The sequence below is a fragment of the Actinomyces gerencseriae DSM 6844 genome, from assembly GCF_000429265.1.
GTDB classification, from domain to species: domain Bacteria; phylum Actinomycetota; class Actinomycetes; order Actinomycetales; family Actinomycetaceae; genus Actinomyces; species Actinomyces gerencseriae.
In genome coordinates this window covers 212,953-231,738 of the sequence record NZ_KE386872.1, presented here as the reverse complement: position 1 = coordinate 231,738, position 18,786 = coordinate 212,953, and the positions used below count along the sequence as shown (strand labels likewise).

The following is an 18,786-nucleotide window of genomic DNA, read 5'->3' as shown; positions in this document are numbered from 1 at the left end:
TCCCCCCGCCCAGCACCAGACAACCAAAACCCATTCCAACACTCGACACGCCCGATCACCCCGTCACGAAGACCTCAGTGAAGCATTTTATGCAGTAGCCCCTTGGCCCCGTCTGCGATCGCCTTCCCAGCCGCCGATCCCACGGCTCCGCCGATAATGCCGCCGGCAATGCCGCCGACCGCGGCGCCCACCGGACCACCGAGGCACGCACCGATGCCCGCGCCGACCTTGGCTCCGAGCGCACCGCCGGCCCAAGCGCCTCCAGCGGTGCCCAGACCAGTCGCCGCCGCACGGGTGACTTTCTCCCCGTCGCCCAGCGACGGGTCATGCGAGTCCTTCTTCCACTGGTCGTACGCCTCCACTCCACCACTGGCCACGTCCCCGACGACACCGGCCACCTTGAGGACCTTGCCGACTCTGCCGGCCCCGGAGGCGACCTTCGCAGCAGTGGAGTCCTCCGCTCCGGCACCCGGTTTCCAGTTGCCCAGGTCGCCATCGTGGATGGCGCTCCGCGTCCTGCCGACGGTTCTTCCATCGACGGCCTTATGGCTGGTCCTGACCTTCCCATTGCCGAGTTCTGTCGTCACGCGCGCATTCGTTTTCCGCAGAGCAAGGGCCCGCGTCAAGCTAGCAGCATTCGATGCGCGGCCGATCGCCCAATTCGCAACATTCACCGCCGCCCTCGCGCCGCCGCCCTTCGTATTGGGCACGACGACCCCCACGATGGTCTTCGCCACCGGATTGGTGATATCCGTTATCGCATTGCAGGCGTCCGCGAACGCCTGGCGGGCCTCGGTCTCCCGGAGGCGGATATCGCTGGCCTGGGTCTCCAGGTTCTTGTAGAGGGCGGTCTTCGCCGCCGCATCACTGTCACTCCCCCCACTGGCGCCGCCACCGCCGTCTGCGGGCGCCGCCATGACGGTGGCCGGGTCGTACACGGTCTCCCCATTGAGAAGCAGGCCACCCGCGGTCGCCTGGTCTCGGATCCCCTGCAAATCCGTCTTGACGCTGTTCAGAGCGCTCGCCAGGTTGTCAAGAGCCGTCTTGTAGCTCCCCAGATTCGATACCAGGCTCTCGCAATCAGCGACCGACGTGGAGATCGACCCCGAGGCGGCTATGGCCGACGATCCCTCCAACTCGCACACGCTCTTGCGCGCGCTGATCAGATCATCCTCAGTACTATCAACATGCGACTTGATGTTACCGATCGCCGTCGCCGACGCCGTGATATCCGATGGCGTCGCATCCAGATGAGTATCAATCGGCATAACCACTGCCCCCCGAAAAATAAGCGCCTTGCCCGCCACTCCCAAAAGGATTCGATTCCGCCCGCGGATATCGTGAGTACCACGAAAACCTCGAACTCGATATGACCACCAGCACCTGACTACGATCCCACTTCGACTGACCCGACATCTGACAACCTCTCACACGTGTCGTATCGCTATTCGTTCGTTGTGGACGGGGACGGCTCCAGACCATAGCACCGGGACTCGGACCGGTCACGGGAACGCGCCTCGACTCGCACGGTCCTCGCACGGCCCGGCCGCTCCGGACCCCGGAGTCCCGCGCCGCGCACCCCGAGCGGGTCGCGGCGATCGGCGCCACGCCCCCGGAAGCGGGAGGGGCGGACCCCGTGCCGCGTCACAGCGCCGCCGTCGCCACCGCGCCCTCGGAGGGCTGGAGGGCCGGACGGCTCCCCCCACCGCGCCCCCGGACGGCTCCGGCCCCGCACGTGCACAAGCCGCCACCGGCGTGCGGCGAACGCCTCGGAACCTGAGATACTTCACTGGTCTCATCACCTTGCCGGCGAGGACGTCGGCGGCACCCCAAGGAGCAGCAATGGCACTGAGCATCGGCGTGGATGTCGGCGGCACGAAGATCGCGGCGGGGGTGGTCGATGAGGAGGGCGTGGTCCTGGCCACCGTGCGCCGCGACTCCCCCGCCACCAGTCGCGAGGCCATCTTCGAGACCATCGCCGCGGTCGCCGACGAGCTAGCCGCCCAGTACGACGCCCCCACCGTCGGCGTCGGCGCGGCCGGCTTCACCTCCTCGGACCGCAACACCATGGTCCACGGCACCAACCTCGACTGGACCGGCGCGCGCATCGCCGACGAGGTCGGCGGACGCACCGGCAAGCGCGTCGTCGTCGAGAACGACGCCAATGCCGCGGGTTGGGCCGAGGCCCGCTTCGGCGCCGGAGCCGGCAAGGGCAACGTCCTGGTCGTCACCCTGGGCACCGGCGTGGGCGGCGCCGTCATCATCAACGGCCGACTGGTGCGGGGCGCAGCCGGTTTCGCGGCGGAGATCGGCCACATCAACATCGTGCCCGACGGGCGCCCCTGCGGCTGCGGCCTGCGCGGATGCCTGGAGCGCTACGCCTCGGGCACCGCTCTGGGCGTCAACGGCTGGGAGCTGGCCAAGTTCCGCCCCGACTACGCGGCGCGCATCATCGAGCTGTCCGGCGGTGACCAGAACACGATCTCCGGCAAGGCCGTCACCGCGGCCGCCCGCGAGGGCGACCCGGCCGCTCTGGAGTGCTACGCCCGTCTGGCCGACGCCCTGGGCGCGGGCCTGGCCGACCTGTGCGCCGTGCTGGACCCCGAGATCATCGTCCTCGCCGGCGGCCTGACCGAGGCCGGCATCATCCTGCTGACCCCCGTGCGGGAGAGTCTCGAGGCGCACCTGACGGCGCGCGTGCACCGCCCCGCCATCCCCGTGGTCATCTCCAGCTCCGGTCAGGAGGCGGGCATCATCGGCGCCGCGGATCTCGCCCGGCAGGACTGACGACGGCGGGGCCGCGCGCCGGCACCGACCGCCCGGCGTTCGCCCGTTCCGTCGAGGGCCGGACCGCCGACGCGGAATCATGGCCCCCGTCCCGCCGAGGCGGTAGTGTGCCCGGAGCGCGGCTCCACCCCGGGGGCCGGGAGAGGGGAGGGCGTGCCCGCATCACCGATCAGTCGCAGAGCCGTCGTCGGAGCGCTGGGGGTGGCAGGGGCGTGGACGTTTCTGAGCGCCTGCGGGCGCGGCTCCCCCGACGGAGGGCCCTCCGACGCCGCGACCGACTCGGCGACGGAAGCGGCGACCCCGACCTCCGCCGCACCCGATGTCGTCGATCCGGCGAGCCTGCCCTCCTACGACTACGAGGAACGGGAGCTGGCCGTCATCAGCCAGGGGGAGGCCATGGCGGGCCGCCTCTACGTGCCCGCCGTCGCCGGCCCCGTTCCGCTGGTGGTCTGCTCCTACGGGCTCGCCGGCTCCATCGACGATCTCGACCCCGTGGCCCGGGCCCTCGCCGGGCTGGGGCTGGCCTCCTACCGCTTCGCCTTCCGCAATGGCGGACCGGAGGCCGGGGACACCACCCGCATGTCCGTCATGACCGAGGTCGCCGATCTCGAAGCCGTTCTGACCGCCGCCCGATCCGCCGCCGACGGCTGGGACGTCGTCGATCCTCAGCGGATCGTCCTGCAGGGCGTCAGCCAGGGCGGAACGGTCAGCACCATCACCGCCGCCCGCCACCCGGAGGAGGTCGCGGGTCTGGCTCTGTGGTACCCGGCCTTCTCCATCACCGATGATCTCCATAGCATCTTCGGCTCCCTGGACAACGTCCCCGAGACCCTCACTCTCGGGGGGTACGGCCTGGGCCGCATCTACGCCGAGGACATGTGGGACTACGACGTGTACGCCGATATGCCCCGTTACTCCTCACCGGTTCTCATCGTCCACGGCACCGCCGATGCCACCGCGCCCATCAGCTACTCCGAGCGGGCCGAGGGAACCTTCCCCGACGCCGGTCTCCTGTCCATCGACGGCGCGGGCCACGGCTTCTCCGGGCAGGCCTGGGACCGGGCCATGGGGGGCACGGCCGCGTACCTGCAGCGCATCGGCGTGCTCGGCGGCTGAGTGCCGGGCCCGCCGCCCGGCCCGCCTTGCGCGACGGCGGCGAACCCGTCACTCCTCGCGCTGGAAGGACATGGTGGCGGCGTAGGTCTTCTCCGAGGGCCAGCGACTGGTGACCGCCTTGGCCCGGGTGTAGAACTTCACGCCCTCGGGGCCGTGGATGTGGGTGTCGCCCAGGAGCGACTCCTTCCAGCCGCCGAAGGAGTAGTAGGCCACCGGCGTCGGGATCGGCACGTTGATGCCGACCATGCCGGCCTCGACGTCGAGGGTGAAGCGGCGGGCCACGCCGCCATCGTTGGTGAAGATGGCCGCACCGTTGCCGAAGGGCGAGGAGTTGACCTGCTTGATGGCCTCCTCGTAGGTGTCGGCGTGGACGATCGCCAGGACCGGCCCGAAGACCTCCTCGGTGTAGAGCGAGGACTCCAGGGGGACGTTGTCCACAATGGTCGGGCCGAGGAAGTGGCCCTTCTCGTGACCGGGGATCACCAACGGGCGGCCGTCGAGGACGATCTCGGCGCCGCGGGACTCGGCGTCGTCGATGAGACCGGTGATGAACTCCTTGGACTTGGCGTCGATGACCGGGCCCATCTCGACGCCCTCGTCCATGCCGTAGCCGACCTTGATCCTCTCGGCGTGGGCCTTGACGCGGCGGGCCAGGTCCGGTCCGCAGCCGCCCACGGCCACGACGACGGGCAGGGCCATGCAGCGCTCGCCGGCGGCCCCGAAGGCGGCGGCGGAGATGTGCTGGGCGGCGAAGTCCAGGTCGGAGTCGGGCATGACGATGGCGTGGTTGTTCGCCCCGCCGAGCGCCTGGACGCGCTTGCCGTGGGTGATGCCGGTGTTCTGCACGATGTGGGCCACCGGGGTGGAGCCCACGAAGGAGATCGCGTCGATGCCGGGGTGCTCGAGGACCTTGGAGACCATGGTGCGGTTGCCGGCCACGACGTTGAAGACGCCGTCGGGCAGGCCGGCCTCCTTGTAGAGCTCGGCCGTCAGCAGCGCCGCCGAGGGCGTGGCCGAGGCCGGCTTGAGGACGAACGCGTTGCCGGTGGCGATGGCGATGGGGTGCATCCACATGGGCACCATCGCCGGGAAGTTGAAGGGGCAGATGCCGGCGACGACGCCGACCGGCTGGCGCAGGGTGTGAATGTCCACGCCGGTGGAGACGCCGGAGGAGAACTCTCCCTTGAGCGCCACGTTGATGGCGGTGGCGAAGTCGAGGGTCTCGCGGCCGCGCTGGATCTCGCCGACGGCGTCGGAGTAGTTCTTGCCGTGCTCGGCCACGATCAGCCTGGCCATCTCGTCCTGGTGGTCCAGGACCAGCTGGCGCATGCGGAACATGATCTCCGTGCGCTTGGCCAGGGAGACCTTGGCCCACTTCTTCTGGGCGCGGCGGGCGACCTCGACGGCGTGGTCGAGGTCGGCGTCGGAGGCCTGGAGAAGCTCCCCCTCGATCTCGCCCGTGCCCGGATTCTCCACCGGGAGGCGCCCGATGGGGCCGCCCTCGTAGTACCGGCCGTCGACCCAGTGCGGAATCGTCTTCATTCGCCCTCTCCTCACACCATGTGGGTGTCTCTGCGTGTCGTCATCGACCGCCGCGCGCGAGGACGCGCCCGCGGCCCATGCAGAGCATATGATGTTTCTGTCAATTTGTCATTACATAACGATCATCTTCCGGCAGACGGCCGCGTGCCGGCACGACGCCGGCTGCGGGCCCGAACGATCAGGACCGACGCCGATCCGGTGCCCGCCCCGGGCCCGACCGCATCGCATCCGAGATGCCTCAGGAGCCGGCGTCATCGTCCGGATCGAGCTCGCCGTCGTCCGGATCGAGCTCATCGGCGATGCGCGAATCGAGCTCGTCGGGCCGCAGCACCGGGTTGTCCCCGGCCGACAGGAAGATCCCCACCCAGCGCGAGCGGCTGTCGGAGTCGATGAGCACGCACTTGACGAAGAGCGTGAGCGGCACGGCGAGGATGGTGCCCAGCGCCCCGATGACCTGGCTCCAGAACAACAGGGACAGGAAGGTCGTCGTCGTGTTGAGGCCGACGGCGTCGCCGGTGAACTTCGGCTGAATGAGGCTCTGGATGACGAAGTTGAGCACCGAGTAGGCGACGACCACCCAGAGGGCCGTCCACGGCCCGGAATCCACCAGTGCCAGCAGAGCCGGCGGGATGACCCCGAGGAAGAAGCCGATGTTGGGGATGTAGTTCGTGATGAAGGACAGCACGCCCCAGGTCACCGCCATCGGCACCCCGAGGAACCCCAGGGCGATGACGTCGAAGACCGCCACGATCAGGCCGAAGACGGTCGACACCAGCCAGTAGGAGCGCACCGCACCGGCGAAGTCCGCGAGCGCCCCGGCGATCCCGGGCTTGAGAATCGTCAGCGCCTGAGCCCGCACCTCGATACGGGACATGTCGAACATGAGGAAGATGACCGTCAGGGCCATGACGCTCAGGATGGAGCCGAAGTTCGTGATCTGCGCGAGGAGCCCCTGGGCCACCATGACGATCCTGCCGGTGTCCATGGCCTGCGATATCTGGCCGAACAGGGCGGACTGGTCGACCCCGAACCGCGCCAGCATCTCCTGGATGCCGACCCAGATCGCCTGGAACTTGACCGCGTAGTCGGGCAGGGTGTCGACGAGCTGGGCGATGGCGACGCCCAGCGCCGCGAACATCATCAGCACGAAGGCGTAGATGAGGAGGATCGCCCCCACGGCGGACATGGATCGGGGCACGTGGTGGCGGCTGGCCCAGCTGACCAGCGGGCGCACGGTGATGACGAGTGTCAGGGCGAAGAACGCCGGGCCGATCAGGGCGCGCGCGAAGTAGATCCCGGCGCAGCTCACGGCCAGGCCGGCGACGATGATCACGATGGCCTCGCCTTGGAGCCGCTCGGCGGGTGCCTCCCGGCCTTCGGCGGCGGACGCAGGGGTGTCGCTCATGCGCGCATCCTCCCACGGTCGTCCCGCGCAGAACCGCAGGAGGCTGGCGAGCCGCGCGAGGACCGGGACCGGGAGCGCGGCGCTGGCCGCTCGGCCGGCGGGCGATCGGGAGGAGGTCGGGTAGCTCGGCGCCGTTGCCGAGCCGACTCGATCATAGCGGCTCCCTTCCCGGTGAATGGGACTTCCGACCCGGCGCTCCAGCCGCCCCCGGATCGCGTGGGTCTCGGCAACTTCCACGCCGCGACCGGAAGTGGCCCTCCCGCCGCCCCCGGGTTCGCGATCCGCTCCATGGCCCCCAGTCCCTCGGGCCCCGCGCGCCGCGCCAGGCACGGAGCCGACGGATCGCCCGCCCTCGCGCCCCCTCGGGCCCCGCACGCCGCGCCAAGACGATCCCGACCGATTCGGCTCCGCAGCGGGACGCCCGACGGCCGGGGAACTACTATCGGCCACGGCGGCTCGCTCTCATCGCGTGCGCCGGAAGGCGGCCGGCGCGCCGCTCGCACACCAGGAGGGGCCGATGGGCGAGGCACGGCTGACGCTGCGCGACATCGCGCGGGCGCTGGGGGTGTCGACGAGCACGGTCTCGCTCGCCCTGCGGGACAGCCCGCGGATCAGCACCCCCGTCCGCGAGCGGGTCAAGGCCGAGGCCGAGCGCATCGGCTACAGCACCGATCTGGCGGGCACGCTGCTGAGGACGTCGCGCCCCAGGATCATCGGGCTCCTGTGCCGCCTGGACCAGGATCTGCACTTCACCTACCACGAGCACATCCTCGCCACGGCCGCCGCCCGCGGCTACCGCACGGTGGTCGCGGGCATCTCCAGGAGTACCTCGGCCGCGGACGCCCTCGTCTCCCTGCGGCAGCTGCGCTGCCAGGCGCTCATCGTCATCGACCCGGGCTCCCTGGGGAGCCTCGGCCCGCAGACGGGCATGCCGACCGTCGTCATCGGCCAGGAACGCCCCTTCGCCTCCTGCGATCTGGTGACCAGCGACAATCTCGCCGGCACCGCCGAGGTCACCGATCACCTGGTCGCGGCCGGGCACCGGGCCGCGATCTACCTCGCGGGCCCCGCGGGAACCTCCGCCAGGACGAGACGGCTCACCCTGCTGGAGACGGCCCGGGGGACCCCGCTGTCGGTGCGGGTCGTACTCGGCGGGGCGACCGTCGATGCCGGCTTCGCCTCGACGCTGGCCCTCATCGAGCGCGGCGAGCTCATTCGCGCCGACGCGGCCGACGCAGCGCGAGACGGCCATCCACGGCGGGCGACGGCGCTCCTGTGCTACAACGACCAGTGCGCGCAGGGCGCGCTCGTGGCCCTGGCCCGTCGGGGCCTGTCCGTGCCCGACGACATCTCCGTGACGGGCTTCGACAACACCCGTGGGGCGGCCTCCCGGGCCTTCGACCTGACCTCAGTGGACCGCGAGCCCGCCGCGGTCGCGACGCTGGCGGTGGACATGGCGATCTCCCGGTGCGAGGGCCGGGACGGTCCTCCCCGCAGTGAGTCGGTGCGCACCCGGATGGTGGCGCGAGCCTCCTCCGGCCCCGCGCCGGGCGCACCGTGAGCGCGCGGCGGGCGGCGATCGCGACCGGGCTCCGTCGGCCTCGGACCGTTCGGGCGCCCGCGGCGGCTCCGCGGGCGCCCACGGCCGGGCGGCACCGGCATCGCGCCCTCAGCAGGGATCGGTCACCAGGCGGGCGAGCAGCTCCTTGTGAGCGAGCGGCGTGCCGACGAGGATCGAGCCCTTGTGACATGCATCGAGAGGCGTGCCGTCGAGCCTGGTGACCCTCGCACCGCACTCCCGGCAGATGACGGCGGCCGCCGCGACGTCCCAGGGAGAGACCCACAGGTGGACGAAGGCCCCCGCGCGCCCGGCGGCGATCTCCACGCACTCCAGCGCGGCGGAGCCGTAGCGGCGGTGCCCGCGCGACTCCTCCAGGCAGCGGGCCAGTCTGGGCAGGGCGAGGATCTCCTTGAGATCGGTGACGATAATGCCGTCCCGATACCCCTTGTCGGCCTCGACCACGGGAAGGGGCTCGCCGTTGAGGAAAGCCCCCCCGCCCCGGACAGCGCTGTAGAGGTCGCCGCGCGCGACATCCGCGACGACCCCCAGAACGGGCTCGCCGTCCTCGCACAGGGCCAGCGAGACCGCGTAATCGCGCCGGGTCTCGACGTAGTTCATGGTCCCGTCGATGGGATCGAGCACCCAGACCCTGCCGGAGTAGGAGTCGATCGCGTGCCCCTCCTCCCCCAGGAGAGGCAGCCCGGTCTCGTCGAGCAGACGGCGGGCCACGGCGTCCTCGATGGCGCGATCCACCTGGGTGACCAGGTCGTTGCGGTTCGCCTTGGTCCCGATCTCCAGCGCCTCGGGCCTCCGGTCGGCGGTCCGGGCGGCCTCCTCGACGACGTCGATGGCCAGCACGAGCAGCTGCTGGAGGCTCTCGTCGGCGGGTGCCGTCATGAAGCGCTCACCTCCTCCTTCACGGCGTCCTTCCGGGCGGCGCGGGCGCGCGCGTCCCAGCGCCTCCTGAGCACCAGGGCGAAGACGACGCCGAGCACGGCGTAGACGCCCAGGATCATGAAGACGATGTTATAGCCCCTCACGATATCGCCCGCGGCCTCGTTGCGGTCGATGATCGAGCCGAACCAGTACGTGCCGTACAGGGCGGGGGTGTAGCCGATCGTGGTCGCGGCCGACATGGCGGAGGCGCGCACACGGCTGGGGATCCCGGCCTCGCCGATCGGCGAGTAGTAGATGCCGCGGATCATGTAGCAGCAGAACGCGGCCGTGAAGATGACGACGAACGCGGGGACCAGCAGGCCGAAGTTGGTGGGCGTGGGCGCCTGCGGCTTCGGCAGGAGCACCTCGAGGAACAGCATGGCCGCCATGATGGCGAACAGGATCCAGAACAGGTGGGCGCTGGACCGGAAGCGGCGGTCGGCGAGCTGGCCCGCCGCGCCGGGGGCGACGATGCGGGCCGCGGAGATGATCAGTCCCATGGAGCCGGCCATGACGGCGGGCAGGCCGTAGACGTCGACGAGGTAGGTGTTCAGGAGCGTGGCGCACATGACGAACACGCCGTAGGCGCAGGAGGCCGACAGACCGGTGATCCACACATCGGGGATCCTCAGGGCACCCAGGAGGTCCTTGACGGTGAAGGCCTCCTGCTTGTCGCCGGTGGTGCGGGCCCTGATGCGGGCGGACCGGGGAAAGGCGAAGAAGACGAGCAGGGCGGACAGGAGGGTGATGCCGGCGGAGATGATCATGGTCCACCGCATGGCGGCGACCTCGTGCCCCGCGATCGCACCGCCCATCCACTGGAAGACGGCCAGGGACAGGGCGCCCTCGATGAAGGTGATGACACCGCGCCCCATTTCGAACAGTCCGAAGACGGCCGCCTGGTGGGTGTCGTCGGTGGTCATGGAGATGGCCTTGAAGTTGGTCGTCTTGTAGATCGCCTCGGTGAATACCAGCATGAGGCCGTACCCGCCGACGACGATCCAGAACCCGGACGGCGAGACCGGCACCATGAGGGCCAGGACGATGGCGACCGCCCCGGAGACCACCGAGCTGACGATCATGACGTGATGGGTCTTGAACCTGTCCCCGGCCCAGCCCAGGGGGATGGTGAGGAACAGCATGATGAAGCCCTGGAGGCCGGCGATGACGCCCAGTTGCGCCTTGTCGATGCCGAAGGCCGCCATGAGCGGCGTCGTCAGCGACGTTCGCAGGTTCCAGAACATGTAGATGAGTTCGGCGTTCGCGGTGATGAACACGAACCGCAGCAGGGAGGCACGGGTGAACCCGTACCGATTCATGAATGCGCTCATGGGTGTCCTTCGAGATGTCATGCGTCCGGCCGCGGCCGGGCGCCGCCCCGCCCGCTCCTTTGCGGGAGGGTCGTCATTGATTGAGGGAGATGGTCCTGGCCGCCAGGTCGGCGGTGACGAAGTCGTAGATGAGAACGCCCGGGATCGGCCGTTCGGCGCGCGCGGCCCGGGAGTCGAGCGCGTCGGCCACCCTCGGGTTGACGATGCGCGCCCACCGGAGCGGGTTCCCCGGCTCGCCGTTGGTCGCGCTGGCATGGTTGAGCCTGAGCCGGTGGTCGGACCCATCGACGGGCCGGATGAGCGCCGTGATCGCCGCGATCTTGTCCTCCACCGCCGGGCCGTCCCACAGGTCCTGCAGCTCGATCGCCGGGTTGTCGTGCCAGCGGTAGGCCCACCTGGTGCCGTCCACCACGCTCGCGTCGAACTCCGCCGGGTTGCACTCCAGGGCCACGATCCCGCCCCGGGCCCTCCCGAGGCTCGGCCAGCGGACGGGGCTGTCGGGAAGGCGGAAGAGGCCGAGGTGCTCGCGGACCACGCCCGCGAGCGTCTCGCTGTACTCGGGGAGGTCGTCCTTGTCCTCGTTGGCGTTCTGAATCCTCATGAGGATCGTCTCGCCGGGGTGGGCCTTCAGGAAGTCGGCGACGGCGCCCAGGACGTCGTCGATGTCGTACCCGGTCGGGGAGTAGCGGTGAGCGATGCTCCCGTCCCGCCGCAGCCGGATATCGACGAAGCGCACGCCGCAGTCCAGCTGCTCGACCAGGGACAGGCTCTGGGTCGTGGTGTACCCGTCGCAGCGGTGGGTCATGGTGTCGTGCGTTCCGGGCACTGCGAGGCGATCGAGCGCGACATCGTCGTCGATGCGGGACATCCAGTCGGCCGGCGAGCGGCCCTTCGGAACCTCGGCGGTGCGCTGCGCGCAGTCGGCGTCCTTCATCTCAAAACGACCTCCTTGTCATGAGATTGAGACGACGGAGGTGGGGAGATCTCCGCCTGTGAACAAGATATTCATTGAATTCAATCGATTGCACAAGATGGAAGGTGCGCCGTTTGATATGACGTGTACCACATGTTGTGGCCTGCGGACGCCCGGTCCTCACCGGTGCGAAGCCGGGAGGACTCGTGCGGGGCGGGCGCCCGGACCATCGGGCGGTCGCCCCGGGACGCACCCGGGACCGGGGCGCGGGCGAGCAGGACCGCCCGGCCGGCGCCCGCCCCCGAGAGCGCTCTCAGGCGCCGTCGGCGGGGCCCTGCTCCGATTCCCGCGGGCGGAGCACGCCCGCCAGCCAAGGATCGACGACGTCGTAGAAGCCCCCGGGGCGGGTGCGCCGCACGTCATGGGCGGCTCCGGGAACGAGTGCCGTCGTCACCCCCGGGTTCGCGATCCGCCTCACGACCTCCAGCCCCTCGGGCCCCACGCGCGCCGCACCGGGCCGGTCGCCGGTGACCAGGAGCGCGGGGACCGCGAGCGCCGCCATCGCCTCCGCCCACTCGACCTCCGGTGCGACGACGCCGGTGCGCAGCAGCGCCGGGTCCATGCGCTGGCTCGCCCACACCCCCGCGACCGCCTCGGAGTCGGGGATCTCGACGTCGTCCAGGGCGCGCGCCACCGCGGCGGCCGGATCGGCGAGCTCGGCGGCACGGGCCCGCTCGCGCGCGGCACCGCGGGCGAGCAGCTCGGCGGGGCCGCGGGAGCCGTAGCGGGCCGGGTCGAGCAGGACGACGCCGGAGACCAGCTCGGGGCGGCGCCCGCCCACGACCATGGCGGTGGCCGCTCCCATGGAGTGGCCGACGACGACGGGCGGGGGAGCGGCGACCAGGTCCAGCGCGCGCCGACCGCGGGCCTGGACGAGAAGGTCCTCCAGGACCGCGACGGCGTCGTCGACGAGGACCTCGCCGGCGCGCTCCAGCTCCTGCGGCGTCCAGCGCGGCGACAGGCCGTGGCCACGGGCGTCCACGGCGACCACCCGGTAGCCCAGGGCGGCCCAGTGGTCGATGGCGTCGGTCTGGGAGACCGCCGACGCCGTGATCCCGTGGAGAAGCATCAGGGTGGGGGCGTCATCGGCCCCGACGATCACGCGGGCGAGAGGGTGACTCATGCCCCCAATCCTGCCCCTCCGCCCGCTCCTACGTCCTGCGGTCGCGCCCGCTCACGGCCGTCGCAACCGGCGGGAGCCGCGGCGCCATCGGATCAGGAGTGGCCTCCGCGCCCGCACAGCTCGATGAGAAGGACGCCCGACACGACCAGGCCTATGCCGGCGACCACGGCGAACGGCATTCTCTCGGAGAACACCAACCAGCCGACGACCGCCGTGGCGGCCACCCCCAGACCCGCCCACACGGCGTACGACTCCGCCAGCGGCGCACCGTGACGCAGCGCTGCGAAGAAGAGGGCGAACGACGCCCCGTACCCGCAGACGGCGATCGCCCACCAGGTCCACGCCGCCGCGGCGTCCGTCGCAGCGCGCAGTGAGCTCGTCGCCAGCACTTCGGCGCCGATGGCGGTCAGCAAGAGCCAGATGTGCATGCCGACAGGTTACTATACCGGACGTCCGGTATCACCATGTCGCCCGCCACTCGGCGGGCGCCGCACGACCGGCGCGCAGGCCCCCGGCCCCTCGGGATCCCCGGCCCCTCGGGATCCCCGGCCCCGCAGAGGTCCCGCCCGACCCCGCAGGGCCTTGGAGAGCAGCGCTCCCGCACCCCCGTCGAAGCGGCGGAGGCCCCCGCCCGGCTCGGCGGTGCCTGTAGGCTGGGATCGGGAAGCGCGTCGCAAGAGGAAGCAGGAGGGGGCGATTCGGTGCCGGAGCCTCGGCAGACCCTCACTCGCGACAGGATCCTCGACGCCGCGCAGAGGATCCTGGTCCGCGATGGAGGGGATCGCCTGACGATCGCGTCCGTGGCCGAAGAGGCGCGCGTCAGCAAGGGCGGCCTCTTCTATCACTTCGCGTCCAAGCAGGACCTCGTCGAGGGACTGATCGAGAGGTACACCCGGGAGTTCGATCGCCTCCTCGAGGCGGCGGACGACTCTCCCGGCTCGGCCGTCGAGGCCTACATCCGGTCGGCGAGCAGGTCCGACGGCCCGGCGTCCCGAGGAGTGATAGCGATGCTCGCCGCCGTCATCGTCGACTCGGAGGCGCTGGGGCTCCTGCGACGCAGGTACGACGGCTGGAACGAGCGCCTGCACTCCGACGGGATTCCGCCTCACGTCGTCTCCACCGTGCGCTACGCCGTGGACGGGCTCTGGCTGGCCGACACGCTGCAGCTCGCCGCCCCCAGCCGGAGCTCCCGCGCCAAGACCATCGAGCTCCTCACGGAGATGGTGAGGCCCTATCGGGAGGATTGACCGCGATCGGGCGGCCCGGCGGGGCCGGACGGGCCGAGCGGCGTCGGAGCAGGCCGCATCCGTGTCCGATCGACTACCGCTGGGGATCCTCGCGGAGGAGCTTCCCGTACAGAACGCACGGAACGATCATCAGGACGATGTTCGGCGCCCACCACCCGAGGTTGACGTCCCCGTAGAGCGCCCAGAAGGACACGGCCATGAGTCCCGCGCAGAAGGTGAGGGTCAGCCCGACTATCAGGATCTCCCTTCCGAACGGCCGCCCCCTGCCGACGAGGTGCACTCCCCAGCAACCGAGCGCCGCGGCCAGGGAGTCCAGGGGGAGGAAGGACCAGTTCCAGGCCTGGATAGTGGCGTCCTCGTAGTCCTTGAAGGCCCTGTCGGCCGGAATGAGATGCATCGCGGTCGCCGCCCAGTAGGCCATCAAGCAGACGTCCACGACCACGAGCACGACCTTGGCGTTGCGCATCATCCCTCCCGATTCGCCGCGATGATCCTCACGCAGGGCCCCGCTCCCGGAACGCCCGGCGGGCCCCCTCCCGGCGCGACGACCGAAGCCGCCGGGGACCTCCGGGGCGCGTTCGACGATGACTGTACCGGTTGTCCGGTTTACTTGTGAATGTGGGGAGGCCCACAGGTCTATGCTGGGGACATGAGCGAGCGGAGCAGGCACCGGATGAACGTGGAGTCCTTCAACCTCGACCACACGCGGGTGGTCGCGCCGTTCGTGCGGATCGCGGACCGCAAGCGCCTGCCGGGCGGCGACGAGCTGGTCAAGTACGACGTGCGCTTCTGCCAGCCCAACCGCGATCACCTGGAGATGAAAGCGGTCCACTCCATCGAGCACCTGACGGCCGAGCTCATGAGGAATCACACGGACCGGCTCATCGACTGGGGCCCGATGGGCTGCCAGACCGGCTTCTACGCCCTGACCCTGGGCCTGGAGCCGGCCGAGTTCCTGCCACTGCTGGAGGCGACCCTCCGCGATGTCCTCCGGGCCCAAGAGGTCCCGGCCGCCAACGAGGTGCAGTGCGGCTGGGGCGCCAACCACTCCCTGGAGGCCGCGCAGGCGGCCGTGCGGGACTTCCTCGCGGAGCGCTCCGAGTGGGAGGTCGTCATCCCCGGCGACCTCGAGGGCCCGGCGCAGGACGTCCGCGCGTGACGCCGCTGGACTCGACCGCCCACGACGTCGTCGTCGTCCCGCAGAGCCCGGACCTTCTGCTCACCGTCCTCCTGCAGCCGGGGATGATGCTGCTGGCCTACCTCGTGGGCCGTCTCACCCGCCGCATCCTGAGGCGCTGGCGCACGAGTCTGTCCTCCTCCGCGGCGACTCTGACGGCCCTGCTCGGCCTGTGGGGCGGGCTGGCGCTGGGGGCCTGGCTCTTCGACGAGGACTACCTGTGGGCGACGCGCCTGCTGATCTGCGCCGTGGCCACCGCCATCGGGGTCATCGTCCTCACGTCCTTCGTCACCGCCTGGCTGCAGCACGAGCCCAGGCTCGACCCGATCGGGGAGGTCGCTCGCCGCGGGGAGTCCGAGCGCCTGGAGTTCAAGTCCTCCGCGCGCGTCAACCTGCGCACCGGCAAGCGCGACGACGCCATGGAGACCATCACGGCCAAGACGGTGGCGGCCTTCCTCAACTCCCGCGGCGGCACGCTGCTGCTCGGCGTGGACGACGAGGGTCGCCTCATCGGCCTGGGCCCGGACTACACGACTCTGCGCCACGAGGACGCCGACCGCTACGAGCTCTTCCTGCGCGACCTGTGGCGCGCCCGCCTGGGCGCGAACGCCGCCGCGCTGCCGAGCCTGGACTTCGCCCCGGCCGACGAGGCCGGCGACGTCTGCCGGGTCACCATTCCGCCCTCGCCGGTGCCCGTGTACCTGTCCGGCCCCAAGGGCAAGGGCGGGCGCGAGCTGTGGGTGCGGGCCGGCAACTCCACTCAGCGCCTCGAGGTCGATGACGCCGTGACCTACGTGGCCCAGCGCTGGCCGCACGCGGTGCGCCCCTCCCTGCGCAGCCGGATCGGCGCCTACCTGCTCTATCATCGCCGCCCGACCGGCGCCCCCGAACAGGCTCGGCGCCCCTCAACCGATCGGTGAGCCTCTCCCGGCGACAAAGTTGCGAGAGACTCCCACCGAAAAGCCTTCCATCCACAGCTCGTGCCATGGGCCTTGCGGCTGGGGCCTCGTCGATGAACGCACTTCTCACGACGCGACGGTCTTCCTCGCAGCGGGACAGATTCAGGGAGTCGATGATCCGAAGTGGTATGGATGCCTGTTCTGAAGTGGCTCTGGCGGTCATGCCGAGGCTCCCGCCTATGCTTGCGTCAACGCGGCCGCGAGTCGCAACCCGCTAAATTTCGCCGGAGGACCACGAATGGCAGTCGAAGCAGAGCCCTCTCCGCGATCGACCGAAGGGACTCAAGAAACGAAGTTGGCCATTGCGGTGGAGGACGAGATTTTTCGCCTCTCCCCTCATTACGTCCTGGGCCTCATCATGCTGCGGGCCCCCACGACCGGGCTGGCATGCGAGACCAGTAGATCCTCGAAGACACTGGCGGAGGCGGAGGAGCGGATACGAAAAGAGTACTCCGATGTCGCCGCATTCATCGCATCTCCGCGGATAGCGGCTTGGCGGGAGGCATATCGCAGGGCCGGAGTCAACCCCAAGCGATTCCCCTGTGCATCGGAGGCGCTGGGGTCCAGGGTGATCAAGGGGAAGGACCTGCCTCGACTTGGCGCAATCGTGGACGTCTGCAACGCGACATCCCTTGATACCGGTCTTCCGGTGGCCGCCTGCGATCTCAATGGCGTTGCGTCTGGCGCGCTATTCGTTCGGAGGGCAACGGGCGAAGAGTACTACACTCCGCTAGGAAGGCCCGAGCGTCAGGAGCAGGTGGGCCGGGGGGAGATCATATATGTCGATGGCGAATCAAAAGCTCATTCGAGACGCTGGAACTGGAAACAGAGTCACGACGTTCGAATTACGCGCCACTCATGCAATATCCTAATTACCGTCGAGTCCGTCATCCCCGGCAGTTCCGATATCGTCAGCCGCACTTGCGAAGAGATCCGCCAGGCCGAGGTACTTTCTCAGTTCCCAATCCTGCGTACGCATCTCCTATCGGCGGACTGCCCTGAGACCACGTTCGACGACATCGCAATCGTGGCTGAAGACGAATGAAGCGAACCGACTTCCTCCGAGGCCTCCGCGACTCCATGCCGATAGTTCTTGGATACATGCCCGTGTGCCTGACATTCGGCGCAGTCGGCGTCGGGATGCAGCTCGACCGCATGCTCATCATGAGTCTGTCCGTGCTGCTATACGCCGGTGCCGGCCAGTTCGCCGCGATTCAATTGTTCTCCGCCGGCGCCGGAGCCCTCATCACCATTGCGACCGTCATTCTTATAAACCTGCGGTACGCACTACTAGCAGAATCCTTCAAGAGTCGGCGGCAAGTCCAATCATTCTTCAGTAAGATCGTCGTCGGCCCACTTCTGACAGAGGAAGTGTACGCCGTCGCCATGTACGGTGAGAACAAGACGACCAGTCCGCAGTCCACGGCATACATCCTGGGCCTTCAAATCCCGCCCTATGTGGCGACCGCCGTCTTCACGGCCACGGGAATCAGCGCAGGGTCCATCATTCCCACAGATGTGCTGCCGGCAGTCACATCGGCGCTGTACGGCCTACTGATCTTCCTTGTGCTTCCGCACGTCATATCAAATCGCCTCGTCGCCATGACGAGCGCCACCGCAGCCGTGTCATCGACGATTTTGACTCCGCTCCTCGGAGCGACCTTCAGCCTGATCGCCGCGGCCGTCCTGGCCGCACTGGCTTTCGAGGTCGGCAAGCGCACGACAAGAGACCTTGAGGGACATGAAGAGGATGCAGACGATGCTCACCTGTCGCCCGAGGGGGGAGAGGTCGGATGAAGGCATTGAGTGCCGTGGTATTGTGCGCCCTGGCAACACTCGCGCTCCGAGTTCTTCCACTGGTGATCAATCATGCTGCGCCGGAGCGTGTGGACACGATGAGCCAGGACGGGCAAGGACACAAAAAAGTGCGTCTGATTGAGGTGCTGCCTCTGGCCGTCTTGAGCGCACTCATCGTCCCCAGCACCATCACCGTGGATCCCACGAACACATGGGTTGGCATTGCATCCACAACGACGGCCACCGTCATGACTCTTTTGAAGAAGTTCTCTACGGCGAGTGTTGTTGGAGCAACGGTGGTCACCGCGGTCGCCGTCCACTACATGACGCGAGGATTCATCTGATGCGCCCTGATCACGACGTGATACGCGTCCTTGGAATCTGCGGATCTGAACGTCCTCGTGGCAACACGGATCTGCTTCTGGAGTACGCCGCCGAACGTTTCGCCTCCTGCCATTCCATTGATATGAGGATCATACATCTCCGCGACGAGAACATCGTCGGCCCTTGTGGGCTCTGCGGCGACTGCAATACACGGGAATCGGTCTGCGCTATCGATGACGGAGTGAACGGGATCGTGCAGCAGAGGTAGACGCTCCAGGCGACCTCCACCGGAGTGTGGCGCTCGTCGACCTTGCCGGCCGCCAGGGCGACCACGTGGACGGGATCCATCACCGCCCAAGCCGCGAGGAACTCTTCGCCGGCAGCGTTCCCGATCCCGGGGAAACCGCCCCGTGGCCACTTTTCTGCCTCCATTCCTCTCCTCGGGCGGCCAGCCAGGTCCTGAGGACCTTCTTGGAACGGCTCGGGGCCATGCCCAACAGGCGAGCCG

General features: G+C 69.3%; 19 protein-coding genes. 10 read left to right on the top strand and 9 right to left on the bottom strand.

What is annotated here, in order from left to right; all coding sequences use genetic code 11:
• Positions 1 to 74: 74 nt before the first annotated feature.
• Positions 75 to 1,307, bottom strand: coding sequence for a hypothetical protein (locus G448_RS0112675; RefSeq protein WP_245572332.1), 1,233 nt, complete (start codon positions 1,305 to 1,307; stop codon positions 75 to 77).
• Positions 1,308 to 1,842: 535 nt separating this feature from the next.
• Between G448_RS0112675 and G448_RS0112670 the strand changes: the two genes are divergently transcribed.
• Both G448_RS0112670 and G448_RS0112665 read left to right on the top strand, forming a co-directional pair.
• Entirely contained in the window at positions 1,843 to 2,787 is a 945-nt protein-coding gene (locus G448_RS0112670; protein WP_026408280.1) for an ROK family glucokinase, read from the top strand.
• A 153-nt stretch (positions 2,788 to 2,940) separates the two neighbouring features.
• Positions 2,941 to 3,903, top strand: a complete 963-nt coding sequence (locus G448_RS0112665; RefSeq protein ID WP_026408279.1) for an alpha/beta hydrolase family protein — start codon at positions 2,941 to 2,943, stop codon at positions 3,901 to 3,903.
• A 48-nt stretch (positions 3,904 to 3,951) separates the two neighbouring features.
• Here the strand turns inward: G448_RS0112665 and G448_RS0112660 are convergent, their stop codons facing one another.
• Both G448_RS0112660 and G448_RS0112655 read right to left on the bottom strand, forming a co-directional pair.
• Positions 3,952 to 5,445 carry a CoA-acylating methylmalonate-semialdehyde dehydrogenase gene (locus G448_RS0112660; RefSeq protein ID WP_026408278.1) on the bottom strand — a complete coding sequence of 498 codons (1,494 nt, stop codon included), beginning with the start codon at positions 5,443 to 5,445 and terminating at the stop codon, positions 3,952 to 3,954.
• A gap of 238 nt (positions 5,446 to 5,683) precedes the next feature.
• Complete coding sequence (locus G448_RS0112655; RefSeq protein WP_026408277.1) at positions 5,684 to 6,850, bottom strand: AI-2E family transporter; 1,167 nt, start codon at positions 6,848 to 6,850, stop codon at positions 5,684 to 5,686.
• Between the two features lie 517 nt (positions 6,851 to 7,367).
• Here G448_RS0112655 and G448_RS0112650 point away from each other — a divergent pair.
• Positions 7,368 to 8,411: a LacI family DNA-binding transcriptional regulator gene (locus tag G448_RS0112650; RefSeq protein ID WP_026408276.1), complete on the top strand. Its 1,044-nt coding sequence runs from the start codon at positions 7,368 to 7,370 to the stop codon at positions 8,409 to 8,411.
• 108 nt (positions 8,412 to 8,519) lie between these two features.
• Here G448_RS0112650 and G448_RS0112645 read toward each other — a convergent pair whose 3' ends face one another.
• The 5 genes from G448_RS0112645 to G448_RS0112625 form a co-directional block, all read right to left on the bottom strand.
• Positions 8,520 to 9,308, bottom strand: coding sequence for an inositol monophosphatase family protein (locus G448_RS0112645; protein ID WP_026408275.1), 789 nt, complete (start codon positions 9,306 to 9,308; stop codon positions 8,520 to 8,522).
• Complete coding sequence (locus tag G448_RS0112640; protein WP_026408274.1) at positions 9,305 to 10,678, bottom strand: MFS transporter; 1,374 nt, start codon at positions 10,676 to 10,678, stop codon at positions 9,305 to 9,307. Before G448_RS0112640 ends, G448_RS0112645 begins: the two co-directional genes overlap by 4 nt.
• A 73-nt stretch (positions 10,679 to 10,751) precedes the next feature.
• Positions 10,752 to 11,612 (bottom strand): PI-PLC domain-containing protein, encoded by an 861-nt coding sequence (locus tag G448_RS18280; protein ID WP_051269050.1) that lies wholly within the window; start codon positions 11,610 to 11,612, stop codon positions 10,752 to 10,754.
• A 292-nt stretch (positions 11,613 to 11,904) separates the two neighbouring features.
• Positions 11,905 to 12,774: an alpha/beta fold hydrolase gene (locus G448_RS16595; RefSeq protein WP_051269049.1), complete on the bottom strand. Its 870-nt coding sequence runs from the start codon at positions 12,772 to 12,774 to the stop codon at positions 11,905 to 11,907.
• Between the two features lie 92 nt (positions 12,775 to 12,866).
• Entirely contained in the window at positions 12,867 to 13,202 is a 336-nt protein-coding gene (locus G448_RS0112625; RefSeq protein ID WP_026408273.1) for a DMT family transporter, read from the bottom strand.
• Positions 13,203 to 13,475: 273 nt separating this feature from the next.
• On the opposite strand from G448_RS0112625, the gene G448_RS0112620 reads away from it, so the two are divergent.
• Positions 13,476 to 14,021 carry a TetR/AcrR family transcriptional regulator gene (locus tag G448_RS0112620; protein ID WP_026408272.1) on the top strand — a complete coding sequence of 182 codons (546 nt, stop codon included), beginning with the start codon at positions 13,476 to 13,478 and terminating at the stop codon, positions 14,019 to 14,021.
• A gap of 73 nt (positions 14,022 to 14,094) precedes the next feature.
• On the opposite strand, the gene G448_RS0112615 is transcribed toward G448_RS0112620, so the two are convergent.
• The gene (locus tag G448_RS0112615) at positions 14,095 to 14,487 is read right to left on the bottom strand and encodes a YvaD family protein (protein WP_245572331.1); all 393 of its coding nucleotides are present in this window, start codon (positions 14,485 to 14,487) and stop codon (positions 14,095 to 14,097) included.
• A 183-nt stretch (positions 14,488 to 14,670) separates the two neighbouring features.
• On the opposite strand from G448_RS0112615, the gene G448_RS16590 reads away from it, so the two are divergent.
• From G448_RS16590 to G448_RS19305, 6 genes are all read left to right on the top strand, one after another.
• Positions 14,671 to 15,180: an S-ribosylhomocysteine lyase gene (locus G448_RS16590; protein ID WP_156911038.1), complete on the top strand. Its 510-nt coding sequence runs from the start codon at positions 14,671 to 14,673 to the stop codon at positions 15,178 to 15,180.
• Between the two features lie 83 nt (positions 15,181 to 15,263).
• Positions 15,264 to 16,118: an AlbA family DNA-binding domain-containing protein gene (locus tag G448_RS16585; protein ID WP_211228022.1), complete on the top strand. Its 855-nt coding sequence runs from the start codon at positions 15,264 to 15,266 to the stop codon at positions 16,116 to 16,118.
• 277 nt (positions 16,119 to 16,395) lie between these two features.
• Positions 16,396 to 17,202 carry a B3/B4 domain-containing protein gene (locus tag G448_RS17835; protein WP_084436748.1) on the top strand — a complete coding sequence of 269 codons (807 nt, stop codon included), beginning with the start codon at positions 16,396 to 16,398 and terminating at the stop codon, positions 17,200 to 17,202.
• The gene (locus G448_RS17180) at positions 17,199 to 17,954 is read left to right on the top strand and encodes an AzlC family ABC transporter permease (protein WP_026408270.1); all 756 of its coding nucleotides are present in this window, start codon (positions 17,199 to 17,201) and stop codon (positions 17,952 to 17,954) included. Before G448_RS17835 ends, G448_RS17180 begins: the two co-directional genes overlap by 4 nt.
• Positions 17,951 to 18,298 carry an AzlD domain-containing protein gene (locus G448_RS17830; protein ID WP_084436747.1) on the top strand — a complete coding sequence of 116 codons (348 nt, stop codon included), beginning with the start codon at positions 17,951 to 17,953 and terminating at the stop codon, positions 18,296 to 18,298. The genes G448_RS17180 and G448_RS17830 overlap by 4 nt, the downstream gene beginning before the upstream one ends.
• Positions 18,298 to 18,546 (top strand): NAD(P)H-dependent oxidoreductase, encoded by a 249-nt coding sequence (locus tag G448_RS19305; protein ID WP_169720855.1) that lies wholly within the window; start codon positions 18,298 to 18,300, stop codon positions 18,544 to 18,546. Before G448_RS17830 ends, G448_RS19305 begins: the two co-directional genes overlap by 1 nt.
• Positions 18,547 to 18,786: the final 240 nt, after the last annotated feature.

What these genes read in the sequence shown, in the direction of transcription:
- G448_RS0112645 (WP_026408275.1), bottom strand. Translation starts at nt 9,308, where the DNA reads ATGACGGCACCCGCCGACGAGAGCCTCCAGCAGCTGCTCGTGCTGGCC.
- G448_RS0112670 (WP_026408280.1), top strand. Translation starts at nt 1,843, where the DNA reads ATGGCACTGAGCATCGGCGTGGATGTCGGCGGCACGAAGATCGCGGCG.
- G448_RS17830 (WP_084436747.1), top strand. Translation starts at nt 17,951, where the DNA reads ATGAAGGCATTGAGTGCCGTGGTATTGTGCGCCCTGGCAACACTCGCG.
- G448_RS0112615 (WP_245572331.1), bottom strand. Translation starts at nt 14,487, where the DNA reads ATGCGCAACGCCAAGGTCGTGCTCGTGGTCGTGGACGTCTGCTTGATG.
- G448_RS17835 (WP_084436748.1), top strand. Translation starts at nt 16,396, where the DNA reads ATGGCAGTCGAAGCAGAGCCCTCTCCGCGATCGACCGAAGGGACTCAA.
- G448_RS0112640 (WP_026408274.1), bottom strand. Translation starts at nt 10,678, where the DNA reads ATGAGCGCATTCATGAATCGGTACGGGTTCACCCGTGCCTCCCTGCTG.
- G448_RS0112660 (WP_026408278.1), bottom strand. Translation starts at nt 5,445, where the DNA reads ATGAAGACGATTCCGCACTGGGTCGACGGCCGGTACTACGAGGGCGGC.
- G448_RS18280 (WP_051269050.1), bottom strand. Translation starts at nt 11,612, where the DNA reads ATGAAGGACGCCGACTGCGCGCAGCGCACCGCCGAGGTTCCGAAGGGC.
- G448_RS16590 (WP_156911038.1), top strand. Translation starts at nt 14,671, where the DNA reads ATGAGCGAGCGGAGCAGGCACCGGATGAACGTGGAGTCCTTCAACCTC.
- G448_RS0112655 (WP_026408277.1), bottom strand. Translation starts at nt 6,850, where the DNA reads ATGAGCGACACCCCTGCGTCCGCCGCCGAAGGCCGGGAGGCACCCGCC.
- G448_RS17180 (WP_026408270.1), top strand. Translation starts at nt 17,199, where the DNA reads ATGAAGCGAACCGACTTCCTCCGAGGCCTCCGCGACTCCATGCCGATA.
- G448_RS0112625 (WP_026408273.1), bottom strand. Translation starts at nt 13,202, where the DNA reads ATGCACATCTGGCTCTTGCTGACCGCCATCGGCGCCGAAGTGCTGGCG.
- G448_RS16595 (WP_051269049.1), bottom strand. Translation starts at nt 12,774, where the DNA reads ATGAGTCACCCTCTCGCCCGCGTGATCGTCGGGGCCGATGACGCCCCC.
- G448_RS16585 (WP_211228022.1), top strand. Translation starts at nt 15,264, where the DNA reads ATGATGCTGCTGGCCTACCTCGTGGGCCGTCTCACCCGCCGCATCCTG.
- G448_RS19305 (WP_169720855.1), top strand. Translation starts at nt 18,298, where the DNA reads ATGCGCCCTGATCACGACGTGATACGCGTCCTTGGAATCTGCGGATCT.
- G448_RS0112650 (WP_026408276.1), top strand. Translation starts at nt 7,368, where the DNA reads ATGGGCGAGGCACGGCTGACGCTGCGCGACATCGCGCGGGCGCTGGGG.